Genomic DNA, 16,384 nt, shown 5'->3' with positions numbered 1-16,384 from the left:
CGAGGTCCCTTACTCATATCGGCACGAGGGGCTTTCGTCGTGAGCGTTTTTGCAGCGCAAAACGAGAAATGGGTCGAAAGTCTGGGGAGTGGGAACGCAATTCGGATTGTTTTCGGTGCCAAAGATCTGGGGGAGCGAAAAACGTGGGACAGGGAAAAGCAAGCGGCACGCCGTCGGAAGAGGGAAGGGGGACGGGCTGCGGCGAACCGCCGGCGGTGCCGGGAACAGACAGGGCGGCCTCCGCAGCCCGTATCCTATCGCGCCGGTATCGGGAGGCGGTCGGAGAGGAACAGGGCCATGTCCCGCATGAGGCTGCGCAGCACGTCGAGCGACGCCTCCGCGTCCAGACCGATTTCCAGCGCGTGGTTGGCCTGAGAGACGATGTGCAGTGTCACGTTTGGCCGGGTCTTGGCGAGCAGCCGGATCACCGGTTCGCTGTAATAGGGATCGCCGGTGCCGGTGGCCAGAAAGACCGCCTGCGGGCAGGAGAGCAGATGGTCGGCAACCGTTTGAAGCGTCAGCAGGGGCGTAAGCAGGATGACGGCCGCCTGCGCATGCCGGGGAGAGCGGCAGACGCCGTTCACGATGGGCAGCGTGCCGATCGACTTGCCCAAAAACAATACCTGCCCGTAGTCAGAATGGTGCAGCACCCGCTCCGTGACGGCGCGGACATCCTCCTGCATCACCCGACTGCGCTCGTCTTCCGGCAGGTTCCAAAAGACGGTGTTGTCCTTGCTGTACGCGTAGCGGACGTGCACCACGTCTGCCCCGAACCGGAGCAGCGTCATGGTGGAGAAGTGCAGGAGCGGCTTGTCAAACAGGTAGCTCGCTCCCGGGCAGACAAAGCAAACGGCGCGGCCCTGACCGCCATCCGGCCGAATCAGGGTATAGGGCACCTCCCGCTCGCCGCTGACCGGTGCACTTCCTGTGATCGCTTGTACCATGGGAACCACCTCAGTTCATTACCGTGTTTTTCCAATCATACAGGGGCAGGACAAGCCCTGGCAAGGGGACTTGTTCCGCTCCGGATCATCGGGGTTTCGACGTGATCCGGTTTTCTCCCGGCAGGTTTATCGATCCGCCTGGCCGGGCAACACTTTGAAAAAAAGACAGAAAGTAGGGGATTCACGATGATGAAACAGGCTTCCTTGCCAAACGGCGTTCGCCTCGCCTACACCGATGCGGGCAGCGGCGAACCGATTCTGTTGGTACATGGTTTTTGCGGCAGTTCCGCCTATTGGCAAAAAGTGATACCCGCTCTGGCCGAGCGGTTCCGCGTGATTGCGCCTGACCTGCGAGGACACGGCGGCAGTTCCGCGCCGGACGAGCCGTACACGATGGAACGGATGGCAGAGGACCTGGTCCACCTGCTGGATGCGCTGGAGGTGGAACGGGCGGCGCTGCTGGGCCACTCGCTGGGCGGTTACGTGACGCTGGCGTTTGCCGAGCGCCACGCGGACAGGCTGACCGGCTTCGGGCTCATCCACTCCACCGCGTATCCCGACGACGAACAGGGCAGGGCGAACCGCGACAAGGGCATGGAGAGCATCAGGCAGAACGGGATGGAGCCGTTCGTCAAGGCGCTCGTGCCCAAGCTGTTTGCCCCGGACAGCGCCGCGGCCCGTCCTGACGACGTGCGGCTGGCCAGGGAGATCGGCCTTGGGACCGATCCAAAGGGCGCGATCCACACGCTGCAGGGGATGAGAGACCGGCCGGACCGTCGGCACGTCCTGCAGGAAACGCGCCTGCCCGTCCTGCTCGTCGCCGGCGAACAGGACCAGATCGTGTCCCCGGCCAAGACCTTTACGGCAGACGGTCCGCACGTCCGCCAGGTGCTGCTCTCGAAAGCGGGCCACATGGGCATGCTGGAAGTCCCGGATGACCTGACGGAGGCGATTGGCCAATTTATGAGAAGTTTCTGACAGAACATGGACAAATCGCAAGAAAATTTTGCTATAATCAGTAGTGCTGTCCTATCCTATCATTTTTGTTTTGGGGGGAGAAACAATCATGAAGAAAGCACGTCGCATCAGTCTGGCCGTTTTGGCCGCAGCGATCTGTACGTCGCTGATGGCCGGGTCGGCGTTTGCCGCGCCGCTCCATCCGGTGCAGCACGTGGACTGGATGGTGAAAAAGTCCATCCTCTCGCCGGGCCAAAACGGTGATCTGGCGCTGAACCGCAGCGTGACGCTGGCCGAAGCCGCCGTGGTCTTTGCCAAGCTGAAGGGAGCCAACACGGCCGCCCCGACCGGCAAAGGCACCCACTGGTCCGCCCCGTACCTGACTTGGCTGAAAAACCAGGGGGCGATTACCGAGAACGACGTCAAAAACCCGACACAGCTTCTGTCCGCCGCCAAGCTGACGGATTTGGCGAAAAAGCTGGGCTACACGCTCAAGCTGGAAAACAAGGCGCAGGTGACCCGCGGCGAATTCTTCCAGGCGCTGGGGGACGCGGCCACCACGCACATCACCATCGCCCACACCAATGACACGCACGGACACATCCAGGAGGACAAAAACCTCAAGGAATTCGGCTTTGCCAAGATTGCCACGCTGCTGAAAGAGTGGCGCCAGGAAAACGAGAACTTCCTGCTGCTCGACGCCGGCGACACCTTCCAGGGCACCGTCTTCGTCAACCAGTTCAAGGGAGAGTCCGTCGTGCCGATTCTCAACCACCTCGGCTACAACGTGATGGCGGCGGGCAACCACGAGTTTGACTTCGGCTACGAACAGCTCCTGAAGCTGCGCGACATGCTGAAACACCCGATCATTTCCGCCAACGTGTTCAAGGCGGACGGCACGGAGCTCCTCGTGCCCACGTACAAGGCGGAGATCGGCGGCAGGAAGTTCGCGTTCGTCGGCTTTGTGGCGGAGGACACGCCGATTCTCACCCATCCGGACAACGTGAAAGGGCTGACCTTCAAGAATCCGGTGGAAGTGGCGAAGGTGGTCGTGCCGCAGTTGAAAAAGGAAGTGGATCACGTGATCGTGGTCTCCCACGTGGGGATCGACGTGGACCGCGAAATCGCGAAGAACGTGCCGGGCATCGACCTGATTGTCGGCGGCCACTCCCACACGCCGCTGAAGACGCCGGAAGTGGTGAACGGCACCTACATCGTGCAGGACTGGGAATACGGCAAGTCCCTGGGCCGTGCCGACCTGTACTACCTGGGCAAGGAACTGGTCGCGTTCAGCGGCGGGCTGAAAGAGTACGACGAGAGCGTACAGGCTGACCCGGACGTGGAGAAACTGGTGCAGGAGATCGTCAGCAAGATCGACGAAGTCATGGGCGTCGTGATCGCCAAGGCGGAAGTGGATCTGGACGGCGACCGCAGCCTCGTGCGCAAAAAGGAAACCAACGTCGGCAACCTGATCGCCGACATCATGCTGGAGCGCACGAAGTCGATCAAAGGACACGAAGCGGACGTAGCCCTGATCAACGGGGGCGGCATCCGCACCCAACTGAAAGCGGGCGACATCACGAAGAAGGACCTGTACACGCTGCTGCCGTTCCCGAACACCCTGACCGTGATCGAAGTGACCGGCGAAGAGCTGAAAAAGGCGCTGGAAAACGGCGTCAGCCAAGTGGAGGAAGGCGCGGGACGCTTCCCGCAAATCAGCGGCATGTCCTTCACCTACAACCCGAGCAAGCCGGCCGGCGAGCGGGTCGTGGAAGTGAAAGTGGGCGGCCAGCCGCTTGACCTGAAGAAAACCTACAAGGTAGCCACCAACGACTTCCTCGCGGCGGGCGGAGACGGCTACGAGTCGTTCAACAAACCGGGGTTCAACACCGGCCTCACGCTCTATACCATTGTCGAAGAAGCGCTGACGAACAAAAAGACGGTAAACCCGAAGGTAGAAGGACGCATCGTGGAAGTCAACGAGTAATACGAGAAATTCGCAGCCAAAAACGCTGAAACCAAGCAGCGAGCAACAGCGAAAGCCCTCCGTCCGGACAAGCTGCCGGGCGGAGGGCTTTCCGTCGTCTTATTCGGGACGGGGGATCTCGCCGTCTTCATCCGTGACGGCAAAATTGTAGTTGACCGATCGCGTAAACGCTTCTCCCGATTCGTCCACGCCCGACACCTCAAACGACAGGTTGTAAACCCCCGGTTCGGACGGCACCTGGAACCGGACGTTCATCTCGCTGTCGCTGGCCGCATGGACACGGAGCTGTTGCAGCGCCGTTCCCTTGCCGGCGCCGGCTCGACGCAGCGCGGCCTGCTGGAGCGAGGTCTGTTTCGCTTTTCCGCTGCGGGTCGCAAGCTGCAGCGAAGCGGTGTCGTTTTTCTTGAACACCTGCTTGTCCGCCCGCCATTTGAGGTCCACGCCTCCTTGGACGGCCGCCAGCAGGAAGTACGCGTCCCGCTCGCCGCTGATTTTCGCGGTCCACTCTCCTTTTTCCGGCTTGTCGAGCGAAAAGACGCGATGCACGGCTTTGCCGAAAATGCCGAGTTCGTCCGGCACCGCTTCCCCTTCCTCCGGCTTGTACACCTCACCCGACGGACTGATGAGTTCCACCGCCGTCGCTTTGTCGGCCACCATGATGTCGATCAGCACGTTTTCGATGCCGCCTTCCAGGGGAATGCGCTCCGTCTGCACGCCGTCCACTTCGCCGCCGCGGTAAATTGCGCCGGCAGCCTCGTCCCCGCTGCGCGCGGGTACCCGGACGGCCTGATCCGCTTCTTCGGCCAATCCAGCGTCGGCCCATTCAGCTTCGGCCGCTCCGGCTTTGCTTAATCCGGCGAAAGCCAGTTTCAGCTTGGGCCGGACCTGCTCCCAGGTCTTGGAGGCATGCCGCAGCATGGAGTGGGAGAGCTTCTCCGAGCCGTTGTCCGTAAACGCCCGGATGCCGTACGGCAGACCGAACGCCGAATCGAGGGAGACGGCCCCGTCATCCGAGCCGGGGAGGACGGCATGGGCGAACCAGGTGGCGGAAAACCAGCCGTCGTCGCCGGTTGCCGCTCCCATGTACGTGGCGGCCTTGCGGGCTTCCGGCCGGCTGTCCGTCTGCTCGCGGAACTGGGCCATGTAGGAGGTTTGCAGCGAGTAGACGGCATCGTCGCGCATGCCCAGAATCTCCGCCAGCCACCACGTCCAATCGCTGTAGGCCAGGTCGGCCAGCTCCGACCCCTTGTTGGGCGTGCCCAATTGATGCACGACGTTGACGTAGGGATGCGCTCCGTAATGCACCAGCGCCGCCTGCGTGTCAATGCCGCCTTTCGAATGGGCGATCACGTTGATCTGCGGGACATGGTAGTAGTTGGCCGCTTTCTTGATGACGTCCGCCAGCACGCTGCCGTTGGTCCACATGCTGCCGCCGGCGCCGTCCGCATCCGGCAGCTGGACAAAGGCGGTCCGGTATCCGGCGTTGTAGGCGGCGGTGTAATAGTCGTCATCGGCCGTCCACGTGGTGTAGTCGGAGTGAAGCCCCTGCACGAACAACAAGACCGGTTTGTCATCCGAAGCGTTGGGCGGAATCGCTCCGGTGTACCAGTCCCCCGATTTTCCGTTCGGATTGTCGTCGTGCAGCGTGAGACTGGGGGCTGCTGCGGCAGCGGTCGGCCAGGCAAGCGCAAGGGTGAGGGAAGGGGCGAGCAGGGCGGGCAGAAAACGGCGGCTCATCACGGGTTCCTCCTTTAAAAGAAAGAATTTTTGGAATAATTACCTGAATTTTACAACAATACCGACAGCTTGTCTACTGAATCCATCGAACCGGCCCAATGAAAAATGATGCAAATGGCTTGACGGAATGACGACTGCGCTTCTGAAGCTGCAGAGAGACGCAGTGATGCTGAAGCACATTGTCACGATGCGCGAAACCCATTTCGCATCATGATTCAAATTTCGGGTAAACGGGGGTCCAGGCCGTTTTCTGAACAAACGTCCAAACGCGAGGCTGCGTTGACGCACTTTCCCTCCATGCTGTCTTCTTTTTTCGCATCAGCGTGAGAAAATGGACAAGGAAACTGATTCCCGCCAACATGTTCGCTGTAAAAGTGAGGAACATTAGCAAGCCAATGGTTCTTGTGGGAACAATCTTGAGAAGAAAATCATCAGACAGGAGCAAATGAGCCCAAGTGCATATCGTTTTTTCATCGAAGCCCTCCCGATGTCTTCACGTTTGAAGAGGATAAGCGCCTGTTGTTTTACTGGTATACGTATGGTAAAATACAACAGTTTCATCTACTATGTTTGTTTGGAAATGTACGGATACGCCTGTTTTCCTGTGATTGGGAATCCCGCATGTCAAAAGACCGTCAGATCAGCGTTTTCAACCACGTGAAATCTGGCGTCTTTCATTTTTGGAGCGGCGCTTGTTGGCCTACGGGGTCAACCGGATTATCCAGGAGGGATCGGATATGACGAGACGTGAGTTTATGAATGAGCTGGACAGCTTGCTGCGCGAGCTTCCGGACAAGGAGCGGCTGGACATCCTGGCCGACTACACGCAGCACTTTTTGAACGGCGTGAAGAACGGAAAAAGCGAGCAGGAAATCGCCGAAGCGCTGGGCAGTCCCAGGCTGCTCGCACGGGAGATTCTGGCCGGCTACCGGATTCACCAGGCGCAGTCCGACGCGTCCATCGGCAACATGACGCGGGCGGTGATCGCGACCGTCAGCCTCGGCTTCTTCAACCTCGTCTTTGTCCTCGGGCCGTTTCTCGCGATCATCGGCGTGTTGATCGGCCTCTACGCCGCTTCCCTGGCACTCTTGATCGCACCGGTCGGCCTGCTGTTTCCATTCCTCATCCCCGAAACGTCCGATCAGCGCTCCATCATGGTGTTTGCCGGCATCGCGTCGTTTGGGCTGGGCGGCATGATGGCGATCGGGCTGTTCCGGCTGACCGGCTGGCTGTACCGGCAATTTTTGCGCTACCTGCATTTCAATCTGCGCATGATTAGGGGGAAGTGAGATGAATCGCGTCACCAACCGACTGTTCGGCTTTTTCTTTCTCGCCTTTCTTGTGGGAGTGGGAGGGCTGGTCTGGCAGTTTCAGCAGGGGGAGCACTTCCATTTTGACATGCAGACGATCGACGAGCAGCGTACGATCGCGCAGCAGGTGAAAGGCATCGACCTGAAGACGGAGACGGCGGATGTCGTCCTCGCCGCCGCCCGGGAGACATCGATCAGTGTCCGGCTGGTCGGGGAGGCGCCCGCAGAGCGCAAGCCGACGCTGCAGACGGAGGTAACCCCTGACGGCATCCTGCGGGTCACTGTGGGGGAGCCGGATCGGATCAGCTTTTTCTTCACGCCCCGTACCCGAATGGAACTGCAGGTGACCATTCCCGCCGCCGCCTATCAGGACATGCAGGTCACCACCGCGACGGGAGACATCCGCGCCGGCGGTCTAAAGGCCAAGCGCGTGACGATCCAATCCAGCACCGGTGACGTGGAGCTGAACGGATTGGAGGGAGACCGGCTGGCGGTCAGCACCGACACGGGTGACATGGACCTGGCCGGCATCCGCGGCGAAGTCAGCATCGAAAGCGACACCGGCAACGTGGAAGATCTGGTGCTGACGGAACTGGGCGGCAATGTCGACATCACGACCGATACGGGCGACGTGGAGATCAACGTGGAGAAGAAGGCGGCAGTCCGGCTCGACCTGAAATCCGACACGGGTGACGTGGAAGCCGACTGGCCCGGGCTTTCCTACAGTGAGCAGACGGATCACAGGCTGGACGGATCGAGCGGCGCCGGCGGTCCGCGCATCCTCGTTCGCACCGCGACCGGGGACATTCGCATCCGATAGGAACTTTTTGGAAACACTATGAAACGATAACGATTTTGACACAAAAGAGGCGGGATTTGTCGAATGGTGGATGGTATCATGAGAGAGGATCATTCTTTGTACAAAGAGAGGTTTGTTCATGAGCGCAAAACCGTTTAACGATACGTTTTTGAAAGCCTGTCGCAAAGAGCCGACGGAGCACGTTCCGGTCTGGTACATGCGGCAGGCGGGGCGCTATCAGCCGGAGTACCGGGCGATTCGCGCCAAGTACAGCTTCTTCGAGATGAATTACATACCGGAAGTGTGTGCGGAAGTCACGCGTCTGCCCGTTGAGCAGTTGGGCGTCGATGCCGCCATTTTGTTCGCCGATATCATGACGCCGCTGAAGCCGATCGGGGTGGACGTCAACATCGAGTCGGGCGTCGGACCGGTCATCGCCAATCCGGTCGAAACGCTTGCCGACGTGCAGCGCCTGGGCGAACTGGACCCGGAATCGCACGTGCCGTATATTATGGAAGCGATCAAAATCCTGCGCCAGCAGCTCTCCGTACCGCTGATCGGCTTCGGCGGCGCGCCCTTCACCCTGGCCAGCTACATCATCGAGGGCGGCCCGTCGAAGCACTACCACAAGACGAAAGCGTTCATGTACACGCAGCCGGAGGCATGGCAGGCGCTGATGGACAAACTGGGAGAGATGACCATCCGCTACCTGAAGGCGCAGATTGGCGCCGGTGCGCAGGCCGTGCAGGTGTTTGACTCCTGGGTGGGCGCGCTCAATGACGAGGACTACCGCGCCTATATTGCGCCGGTGATGCACCGCATCTTCAGCGCGCTGAAAGAAACGGGCGTACCGACGATCTACTTCGGCGTAGGCGCCGGCCACCTGCTGAAGGAGTGGGACCGCCTGCCGGTGGACGTGGTCGGTCTCGACTGGCGCACCTCCATCCGTACGGCGCGGGAGCTGGGGGTCACCAAGGCGCTGCAGGGCAACCTCGACCCGACGCTCCTGCTGGCGCCGTGGGAGATGCTGGAGGCCAAGGCGAAGGAGATTCTGGACGAAGGGACCAGGCAGCCCGGCTACATCTTCAATCTGGGACACGGCGTCTTCCCGGACGCGAAGGTGGAAACGCTGCAGAAACTGACCCGATTCATCCACAGTTACCGCCGGGACACGTAACGGGAGGTGCTCACAGATGGCGAAACGTAAACTGGGTCTCCTGCTGATGGCGTACGGAACGCCGCGCAGCCAGGACGAAATCGAACCGTACTACACCCATATCCGCCGCGGCCGCAAACCGCCGGAAGACCTGCTGAACGACCTGAAGGCGCGTTACGAAGCGGTCGGCGGGATCAACCGTTTTGCCGAAATTACGGACGAGCAGGTGCGGGCGCTGGAAGCGGAAATGAACCGCCGTCACCCCGATGTGGAATTTGTCGGCTACCTCGGCTTGAAGCACATCGCGCCGTTTATCGAGGACGCGGTGGACGCGATGCACCGCGACGGCATCGCCGAGGCGATCAGCCTGGTGCTTGCCCCCCACTACTCCAGCTACAGCGTCAAAGAGTACAACGGCCGGGCGAAAGCCCATGCACAGAGCATCGGCGGCCCGGTGATCCACAGCATCGACAGCTGGTATGAGGAGCCGGGCTTTATCGATTACTGGGCAAATGCGATTCGCGACACGTTTGCCGCCATGCCGGAAGCGGAGCGGGAGAAGGCGGTAGTCATCTTCTCGGCCCACAGCCTGCCGGAGAAGATCCTGCAGATGGGCGACCCGTACCCGCAGCAGTTGGAGGATACGGCCAAACGGATTGCCGAGGCGGCCGGCGTCACCCACTACGCGGTGGGGTGGCAAAGCGCCGGCAGCACGCCGGAACCGTGGCTGGGGCCGGACGTGCAGGACTTGACCAGAGAGCTGCACGCGGCACATGGCTACACGTCGTTTGTTTACTGTCCGGTCGGTTTCGTCGCCGAACATTTGGAAGTCCTCTACGACAACGACATCGAGTGCAAAGCGGTGACGGAAGAACTGGGCGCCAACTACTACCGCCCGCCGATGCCCAACGCCAGACCGGCGTTTATCGCCTGTTTGGCGGATGTCGTCGGGAAGAAGCTGGCGGACTTGGGGAAATAGCGTATGAGCGACAAACACCTGCATGTGACGATCGTGGGCGGCGGCATTACGGGACTGAGCGCCGCCTACTACCTGCAAAAATGGAGCTGCGAAGAGGGCGTTCCGGTCCGCTTTGCCCTGCTGGAAGAAAGCGGCCGGTTGGGCGGCAAAATCCAGACGTGGCGGCACCAGGGATTTACCATCGAGCTGGGGGCGGACTCCTTTTTGGAGCGCAAAACCAGCGCCTCCCAACTGATTACAGACGTCGGGCTGGGCGATCAGCTTGTGCACAACCACGCCGGCCAGGCGTACATCGTCCATAAGGACCGCCTCGTTTCCATACCGGAAGGGGCGGTAATGGGCATTCCCACCAAACTGCTGCCGTTTGTCTGGACGCCGCTGGTATCGCCGCTGGGCAAACTGCGGGCCGCCGCCGATCTGGTGCTGCCGGGCGGAAAGCCGGGCGAGGACCAGTCGGTGGGTCACTTTTTCCGCCGCCGCCTCGGCGACGAGGTGATCGAAAACGTCATCGAGCCGCTCATCTCCGGCGTGTACGGCGGCGACATCGACAAGCTGAGCCTGCTCTCCACGTTTCCGCAGTATGCGCAAATGGAACAGAAGTACCGCAGCCTGATCCTGGCGATGAAAAACGCGCGGCCGCCGGCAAAGCCGGAACAGTCGAAAAAGCCGACGGGCATGTTCATGACGCTGAAGGGCGGGCTGCAGTCGCTGGCGGAGCGGATCGAGCAGCTGCTGCCGGAAGGGGCGGTGCAAAAGAATACCGGAGTGCGGCACCTGGAAAAGCGGCCGGAGGGGTATGTGCTGCAGTTGAGCGACGGTCGGACGCTGCGGACGGATGCGGTGCTGCTGGCCGTGCCTCATCCGGTGGCACAAGAACTGCTGCGTCCGTACGTCGACATCCCGCCGCTCAGCGGCGCAAAGCCGACGATCATGGCCACGGTGGCGCTGGCTTACCCGGCGGAGGCGGTACCCCTGGATGTGGAGGGGACGGGCTTCGTCGTGCCGCGCAAGGCCAACTACACCATCACCGCCTGCACCTGGACGCATCGCAAGTGGCCCCATACGACGCCCGAGGGAAAAGCGCTCGTCCGCTGCTACGTCGGCAAGCCGGGCCACGAGGAGATCGTCGACCGCTCCGACGAAGAGATCGTCGACGTGGTCATTCGCGATTTGCGGCGGGTCATGAAGGTCGGCGACACGCCGGAATTTTACCGGGTCACCCGCTGGAACAGGGGACTTCCGTACATCGTCGGCCATCAGCAGTGGCTGCGCGACGTGACCGCCAAAGTGGGCGCGGCGCTTCCCGCGGTTCGGCTGGCCGGCGCCTCGTACGGCGGAGTCGGAGTGCCCGACTGCATTGACCAGGGGAAACGGGCGATTCGCGAACTGCTGGACCACTTGACTCAAAAACCGGGGAACTGACACCCCGGTTTTTTTCTGTACCCGAGACGTCATATATATGTCAAAAAACCTGACATAATGCTTGTGTTTTTGTCGCGCCCATTCGATAATGGATGTATTGGAAATCACAGACATCGAGGAGGAAGGGGTTTCATGGAAAGCGACGTGCGGTTGACAGCGCTGCTGGAAGAACTGGCGGCCAATGCCTGAACTGCCCATGAGCAGCAGACGCTGGGAAAGTGGCGGCTTCGCGCAACCTTCGGGACGACGAAACGGGCCAACAGCGTGTTTGCGGTGGGGCCGTTTCCGCCATGCGACGATTGGATGACGGTCGTTGAAGACTTTTATCAGCGCCGTTCGCTTCCCGCCTGCTTTTGTGTAAGCGACGCCTCCCCGGCGGAACTGGACGGCATGCTGGCGGCGAGGGGATACGAAAAAGTGGATGAATGCTATGTGATGACCGCGAAGATGTCCGACTGCATCGAGCGCGTGGATTTTGACAGTCGCTTTACCTGCCGGTTTGCCGGTGAAGCGGATGACGAATGGATCCGGGACTTCATCCGTTTCGAGCATTTTGCGCCCGAACGTCATCGTGCGTACACGCACATCTTTTCGGCAATCAGGCCGGAAAAGGCGTTCGCCAGGATCTGTGAAAACGGGGAAACCGTAGGGCTCGGCACCGTCGTGGTGGAGCGGGGGTGGGCGTGTCTCTGCAACATTGTGGTTGTGCCCGCTCACCGGCGAAGGGGCATCGGCGTCCAGCTCGTCGGATCGCTTGCCGGGTGGGCTCGCGACCATGGCGCCAGCGGCTTGTACCTCCACGTCGTCAAAGAGAACGCGGCGGCCGTCAGCATCTACAAGAAACTCGGCTTCGTGCCTGTTTCCGGCCATCATTACCGCATCAGGCCGACGACCTGCTAGGCGGCGCACGGCCTGTCCCTCCGCCGCACGGCTATCGCTTCTTTTGTGTTCCTCCCATTTTGCAGTGCTAAACGGCTCGTCCTGTCCATATAGTATAGGGAAATGTCCTGCACTTGAAAGGAGGAGCACGAATGGCGATACAGGATGGGCTGCTTTCGTTCGCCATCAAGGAAACCATTTTCCTCTCCGCGGATCGCGCCGGGATTGGCGAATTGAAAGAGCTGGAATTGGTCCCTGATATTGAGGTGCTGGAAAACCAGTCCTTCATCTCCATAACAGGCTGTCTGCAGTTGTACGGAACATACGAGCCGGCCAGGGGCGCCTCGGAGCCCACCGAAGGCGGAGCGGAAACCCTGGTGGAAGCGGTGACGTTCGCTCCGTTTCCGCAGGCGGGAAACAGCGGAGGGCTGTTCGGTTGGGAAGCGGAAGTGAATCACCGGATTCCCCTCAACATTACGATCCCCGTCAGCCGCATTGCCGAACTGGGGGACATTTACGCTGTCGTAGACGGCTTTGATTACCAGGTGGAAACACCGCATCAACTGCTGATCGAAGCGGAACTGAAAATCGCCGGCATCCAGTTGGTCGAGCAGGCTCAACGATCCGCCCTGCAGCCCGACTCGGCAGCGGAATCGGCAAATGACGCCGCCCTGGAGACAGATCCGGACTGGGCATCCGCCCCGCAGGTCGAACCGGCGATGCGGCCGGAGCGCGACACGGCGGAAGCGGACTTGTCCGTGCGTGCGGACGTGCAGATGGAGACGGATTCGGACATGCATCCGGACGTGGTTCCGGAGAGCCGCGCGGCGGAAGAGTGGCGGTCCGACTCGATCAGCTCGGACCAGTGGGATCGCGTGGCGCATCCAGCTTCGCTGGAAGAGCTCGAACAGAGGCTGTCCGAACTGGAGAGGGAGATGGAGCGGGAGCCTCATGCGGAGGCAGGGGAGCCGCCTGAGTTCGCGGCGATGTTTGACCGACCCGCGTCGCCCCTGCCCTCTTCCCGGACGGATTTTGGCGATGTGACCGACCACACGGTGTACGGTGATGTGACCGCCCCATCGGTGTACGGTGACGTGACCGACGCGTGGGATCAGCCGGCTTTGGAGGCTGACGAATACCGCTCGACGTCGTTTGAGCAGATTCCCCCCTGGGACGAGATGACCCGCGCGTCCGCACGGGAGGAGTCAAGCAGGCGGGAGAGCGCCCCCGATTCCGCTGCCTCCGGATTCGCATCCTCGAAAGAGGCGGAGGTGAAAGAAACGGGCGGCGTTGAGGCCCGAGCAGAGGTGAAAGAAACGGGAATCGCCAAGGCCGAAGTGGACGAATCGGGAATCGTCGAGGCCGGAGCGAAGGCGGAAGAAATGGGAGTGGTCGAGGCCGGAGCGAAGGCGGAAGAGACGGGAGTGGTCGAGGCCAAGGCGGAGGCGGAAGAGACAGACATCGTCGAAGCGCAGGCGGAGCCGGACGTTCTGGAAGCGCAGGCCGCTCCCCAGGAGGAAGAGGAGCGAGAGGTGCGTGTGGCCATCTCCGGCAAGCCGACCAAGGAAGAAGGGGAGAAACTGAACCTGACGTCCATCTTTTCCCAGGCGAGCCGCGCCCAGCAGGAAGCGCAGGCGGCCGAAAGCGCCGAGTTGTCCTCCAGTTTTTCCCGCAGGGCGGCCGCGTTCGAGCCGGACAGTACGACGCTGGAAGCGATGCACAACCTCACCTCGTTCATCCGCAGCAAACAGGAGCGGTACAGCCAGATGAAACTGTGCATCATTCAGCGCAACGATACGCTGGAGTCCATTTCCCAGCGGTACTCCCTGCCCATCTCCCGGATCCTGGAAGTGAACAAGTTGAACGCGGACCAGGTTGTGGAGGGGCAAATTTTGTACATTCCAGTGTGAGGAGCGGGGAACCGTGGAGAAAATCGACCTTTCCGAGATTTGTCGGCGCTATCGGGCGAGGGTAATCCACATGACGCCGCTGGAGGACTGCTATCTGCTGGAGACGAACCGGGGCACCAAGGAACTGCGCATTTGGCCGCGTGTGGACGTGATGCGCTGGTCGTTTGCCTGGCGGGAGAGGATGGCCCGGCAGGGGTTTCGCGAACTGGAACGGTTCATCCGCACGCGGGATGCCAAACCGTATCTGGTGACGGCCAGCCGCGGCATTACCCTGACGGACCATCTGCGCCACATCGAACCGGTGCCGACGGATCACGAGACAGTCCGCCAATGCGGCCGGATCGTCGGCATGATGCACGCGGCCCAGCGGGAGAGCGGCCTGTTTCCCGCCGTCGACTTCTGGCGCCAGGAACAGCTTCAGGCAGTGGCCGAGTCGAGGCGGGCACGGGAATTGTGGGAAGCGGTGCGTGCCAAGTACAAGCGGGCGGAGGGGGAACGGCGGCGGGTGGCCGAATTGTTTCCCCTTGTGCTCCAGCGTTTGCAGCGCAGCGCCGACCTTTTGGCCAGCACGCGGATCGAGCCGGCCGCGCTGTCCGTCTCGCACGGCGAGCTGCACCGGGACAACTGGGGCATGATCAACGGCAAGCTTTACCTGCGCGGCTTTTTCCAGCCGACGCTGTCCGTTCAGCAGCGGGATGTGGCCGTCTTTTTGCGGGATCTGTACCTGACGCACGAAGACGAAGAGCAGGTAGATGCCTTTCTCGACGGATACGAGGAGGCAAAACCGCTCAGTTACGGCGACTACACGCTGATGCTGGCGTTTCTGGCGTCGCCTCTGGAATTGTGGAAACAAATGGAAATCTACGTGGGGGATGATGGTCAGCCGGAAGGGGCCTCGGCTGCGGAGATCGAGCAGGCCCTTGTCCGACAACAAGCCGTCGACGGTTTGCTGCGGCGCGTGGCTGAGCGGGCCGAGGGAGCAAGGGGTGAGTCGGCGCATGAGCCGCTTTGACGATATTTTTCCGCTGTTTCGTGAATACGACATGTACGCCCAGACCGTCGATGTGCTGAAACCCCCCAACGTGTACAAGGCGTTGACCCCTTACGGATCGTTTGTCTGCAAGCGGACGCGGATCTCTTCGCAGAAGCTGCTGCTCGTCAGCGGCGTATTGCGCCATCTGCAGCAGCGGGGATGGGACGGAGCCGTGCCGTATTTTTACACGAAATACGACGAGCCTTACGTCCGGCAGGGAGAGACCACGTATTACCTGACCGCCTGGCTGCCCGGAGGCGAACAGTGGGCGGATCAGCCGCTGGCCTGGGCCATGCCGACCGTGGAGCGATTGGCCGAGCTGCACCATTTGACGCAAAACTTCCGGTTTGACGATCCCCGGAAGGTGGAGCCGCTGATCGACTCTCTCCTGAACCGCTGGCAGCATCTGCTGGCACATGCGGAGAAGGCGGCCGATCTGGCCCGTGAGCGCCTGTATCCGTCGCCGTTTGACGTGGTCTTTCTGGCCAATCAGGCGTACCTGTCCGAGCTGGCAAAGACGGCGATCGCCCGTCTCCGGGAGTGGCGGGAACGGCACCAGACGCACGCCCATTTCCGCTTGTCCCTCATCCACGGCTTCCCCCATCCGGCCCACATCATGCCCGACCGTTCGGGAAAGGGGAAGCTGCTGAACTTTGACCGCGCCCTCTTTGACACGCCCACCCGTGACCTGACCCTGTTCTACCGTGCCTATTTTCACCAGGCGGGCGACGAGGCGGGAGCGAGCCAACTGTTTCATCACTACGCCAACATCTTTCCGCTCCGGCCGGAAGAGATCGACTTGCTCGCCGTCTTCCTCACCTACCCGGAGAGGGTGATGCGGGATGTCGAGATTTACTACGGCGGCACGCGGGATTGGAGCGAGCTGTACGCCGTCAAGCGGCTGGAAAAAGACATGGACCGGCTGATGCGGCTCAACCGCTGGATCCAACAGGCCTTTTAACAAGCAGCGTCTCACCGTGTGGGGCGTTGTTTTTTTGCCCGGCTGTCTTCCAGCCGCCTACAGCCAGCCGAGGGAAATGGCCACGTACAAGAGCGCCAGGATGGCCAGCAGGACGACGTCAAACGATGTGGGAACGATCACCGTGCGGATGAACTGAAAGACGATCAGCGGCAGCAGAATCTGCTTGCAGCCGTACTTGATCCGCAGATAGGCGGGGTGGTATTTCCAGCGGCTGTTCATCGGAATCACCTCGTTTCAGCATATGCGGAAAGCATACGGCCAGTGCCTTTCGCCATACGCCGCCGCCTGC

At 61.1% G+C, this 16,384-nt stretch carries 13 protein-coding genes and 1 pseudogene; 11 read left to right on the top strand and 3 right to left on the bottom strand.

Annotation, left to right across the window (positions count from 1 at the left end; translation table 11 throughout):
• Positions 1-254 precede the first annotated feature (254 nt).
• A complete protein-coding gene (locus M516_RS0101310; RefSeq protein ID WP_029097508.1) occupies positions 255-944 on the bottom strand; it encodes a hypothetical protein in 690 nt (229 codons plus the stop codon).
• Between the two features lie 186 nt (positions 945-1,130).
• On the opposite strand from M516_RS0101310, the gene M516_RS0101305 reads away from it, so the two are divergent.
• Positions 1,131-1,922, top strand: coding sequence for an alpha/beta fold hydrolase (locus M516_RS0101305; RefSeq protein WP_029097507.1), 792 nt, complete (start codon positions 1,131-1,133; stop codon positions 1,920-1,922).
• An 88-nt stretch (positions 1,923-2,010) separates the two neighbouring features.
• Positions 2,011-3,888, top strand: a complete 1,878-nt coding sequence (locus M516_RS0101300) for a bifunctional metallophosphatase/5'-nucleotidase (protein WP_029097506.1) — start codon at positions 2,011-2,013, stop codon at positions 3,886-3,888.
• A 99-nt stretch (positions 3,889-3,987) separates the two neighbouring features.
• Here M516_RS0101300 and M516_RS0101295 read toward each other — a convergent pair whose 3' ends face one another.
• Positions 3,988-5,625, bottom strand: coding sequence for an esterase/lipase family protein (locus M516_RS0101295; RefSeq protein ID WP_029097505.1), 1,638 nt, complete (start codon positions 5,623-5,625; stop codon positions 3,988-3,990).
• A 737-nt stretch (positions 5,626-6,362) separates the two neighbouring features.
• On the opposite strand from M516_RS0101295, the gene M516_RS0101290 reads away from it, so the two are divergent.
• The 9 genes and pseudogenes from M516_RS0101290 to M516_RS0101250 all read left to right on the top strand — a co-directional run bounded on the left by M516_RS0101290 (position 6,363) and on the right by M516_RS0101250 (position 16,074).
• The gene (locus M516_RS0101290) at positions 6,363-6,914 is read left to right on the top strand and encodes an HAAS signaling domain-containing protein (protein WP_029097504.1); all 552 of its coding nucleotides are present in this window, start codon (positions 6,363-6,365) and stop codon (positions 6,912-6,914) included.
• 1 nt (position 6,915) lies between these two features.
• Positions 6,916-7,755: a DUF4097 family beta strand repeat-containing protein gene (locus tag M516_RS0101285; RefSeq protein WP_029097503.1), complete on the top strand. Its 840-nt coding sequence runs from the start codon at positions 6,916-6,918 to the stop codon at positions 7,753-7,755.
• Between the two features lie 118 nt (positions 7,756-7,873).
• Positions 7,874-8,911, top strand: a complete 1,038-nt coding sequence (hemE, locus tag M516_RS0101280; protein WP_029097502.1) for a uroporphyrinogen decarboxylase — start codon at positions 7,874-7,876, stop codon at positions 8,909-8,911.
• A gap of 16 nt (positions 8,912-8,927) precedes the next feature.
• Positions 8,928-9,869 carry a ferrochelatase gene (hemH, locus tag M516_RS0101275; RefSeq protein WP_029097501.1) on the top strand — a complete coding sequence of 314 codons (942 nt, stop codon included), beginning with the start codon at positions 8,928-8,930 and terminating at the stop codon, positions 9,867-9,869.
• A gap of 3 nt (positions 9,870-9,872) precedes the next feature.
• Positions 9,873-11,291 (top strand): protoporphyrinogen oxidase, encoded by a 1,419-nt coding sequence (gene hemY / locus M516_RS0101270; RefSeq protein WP_029097500.1) that lies wholly within the window; start codon positions 9,873-9,875, stop codon positions 11,289-11,291.
• A gap of 207 nt (positions 11,292-11,498) precedes the next feature.
• Positions 11,499-12,191 (top strand): annotated as a pseudogene (locus M516_RS22505) (GNAT family N-acetyltransferase); the annotation flags it as partial.
• Positions 12,192-12,322: 131 nt separating this feature from the next.
• Positions 12,323-14,080: a LysM peptidoglycan-binding domain-containing protein gene (locus tag M516_RS0101260; RefSeq protein WP_029097499.1), complete on the top strand. Its 1,758-nt coding sequence runs from the start codon at positions 12,323-12,325 to the stop codon at positions 14,078-14,080.
• A gap of 13 nt (positions 14,081-14,093) precedes the next feature.
• Positions 14,094-15,092, top strand: a complete 999-nt coding sequence (locus M516_RS0101255) for an aminoglycoside phosphotransferase family protein (RefSeq protein ID WP_029097498.1) — start codon at positions 14,094-14,096, stop codon at positions 15,090-15,092.
• Positions 15,079-16,074, top strand: a complete 996-nt coding sequence (locus tag M516_RS0101250; RefSeq protein ID WP_029097497.1) for a hypothetical protein — start codon at positions 15,079-15,081, stop codon at positions 16,072-16,074. The genes M516_RS0101255 and M516_RS0101250 overlap by 14 nt, the downstream gene beginning before the upstream one ends.
• A 57-nt stretch (positions 16,075-16,131) precedes the next feature.
• On the opposite strand, the gene M516_RS0101245 is transcribed toward M516_RS0101250, so the two are convergent.
• Entirely contained in the window at positions 16,132-16,314 is a 183-nt protein-coding gene (locus M516_RS0101245; protein WP_029097496.1) for a hypothetical protein, read from the bottom strand.
• Between the last annotated feature and the right edge of the window lie 70 nt (positions 16,315-16,384).

This window comes from Brevibacillus thermoruber 423, assembly GCF_000454065.1.
GTDB classification, from domain to species: Bacteria; Bacillota; Bacilli; order Brevibacillales; family Brevibacillaceae; genus Brevibacillus; species Brevibacillus thermoruber.
This window is presented reverse-complemented; position numbering and strand designations above follow the sequence as displayed.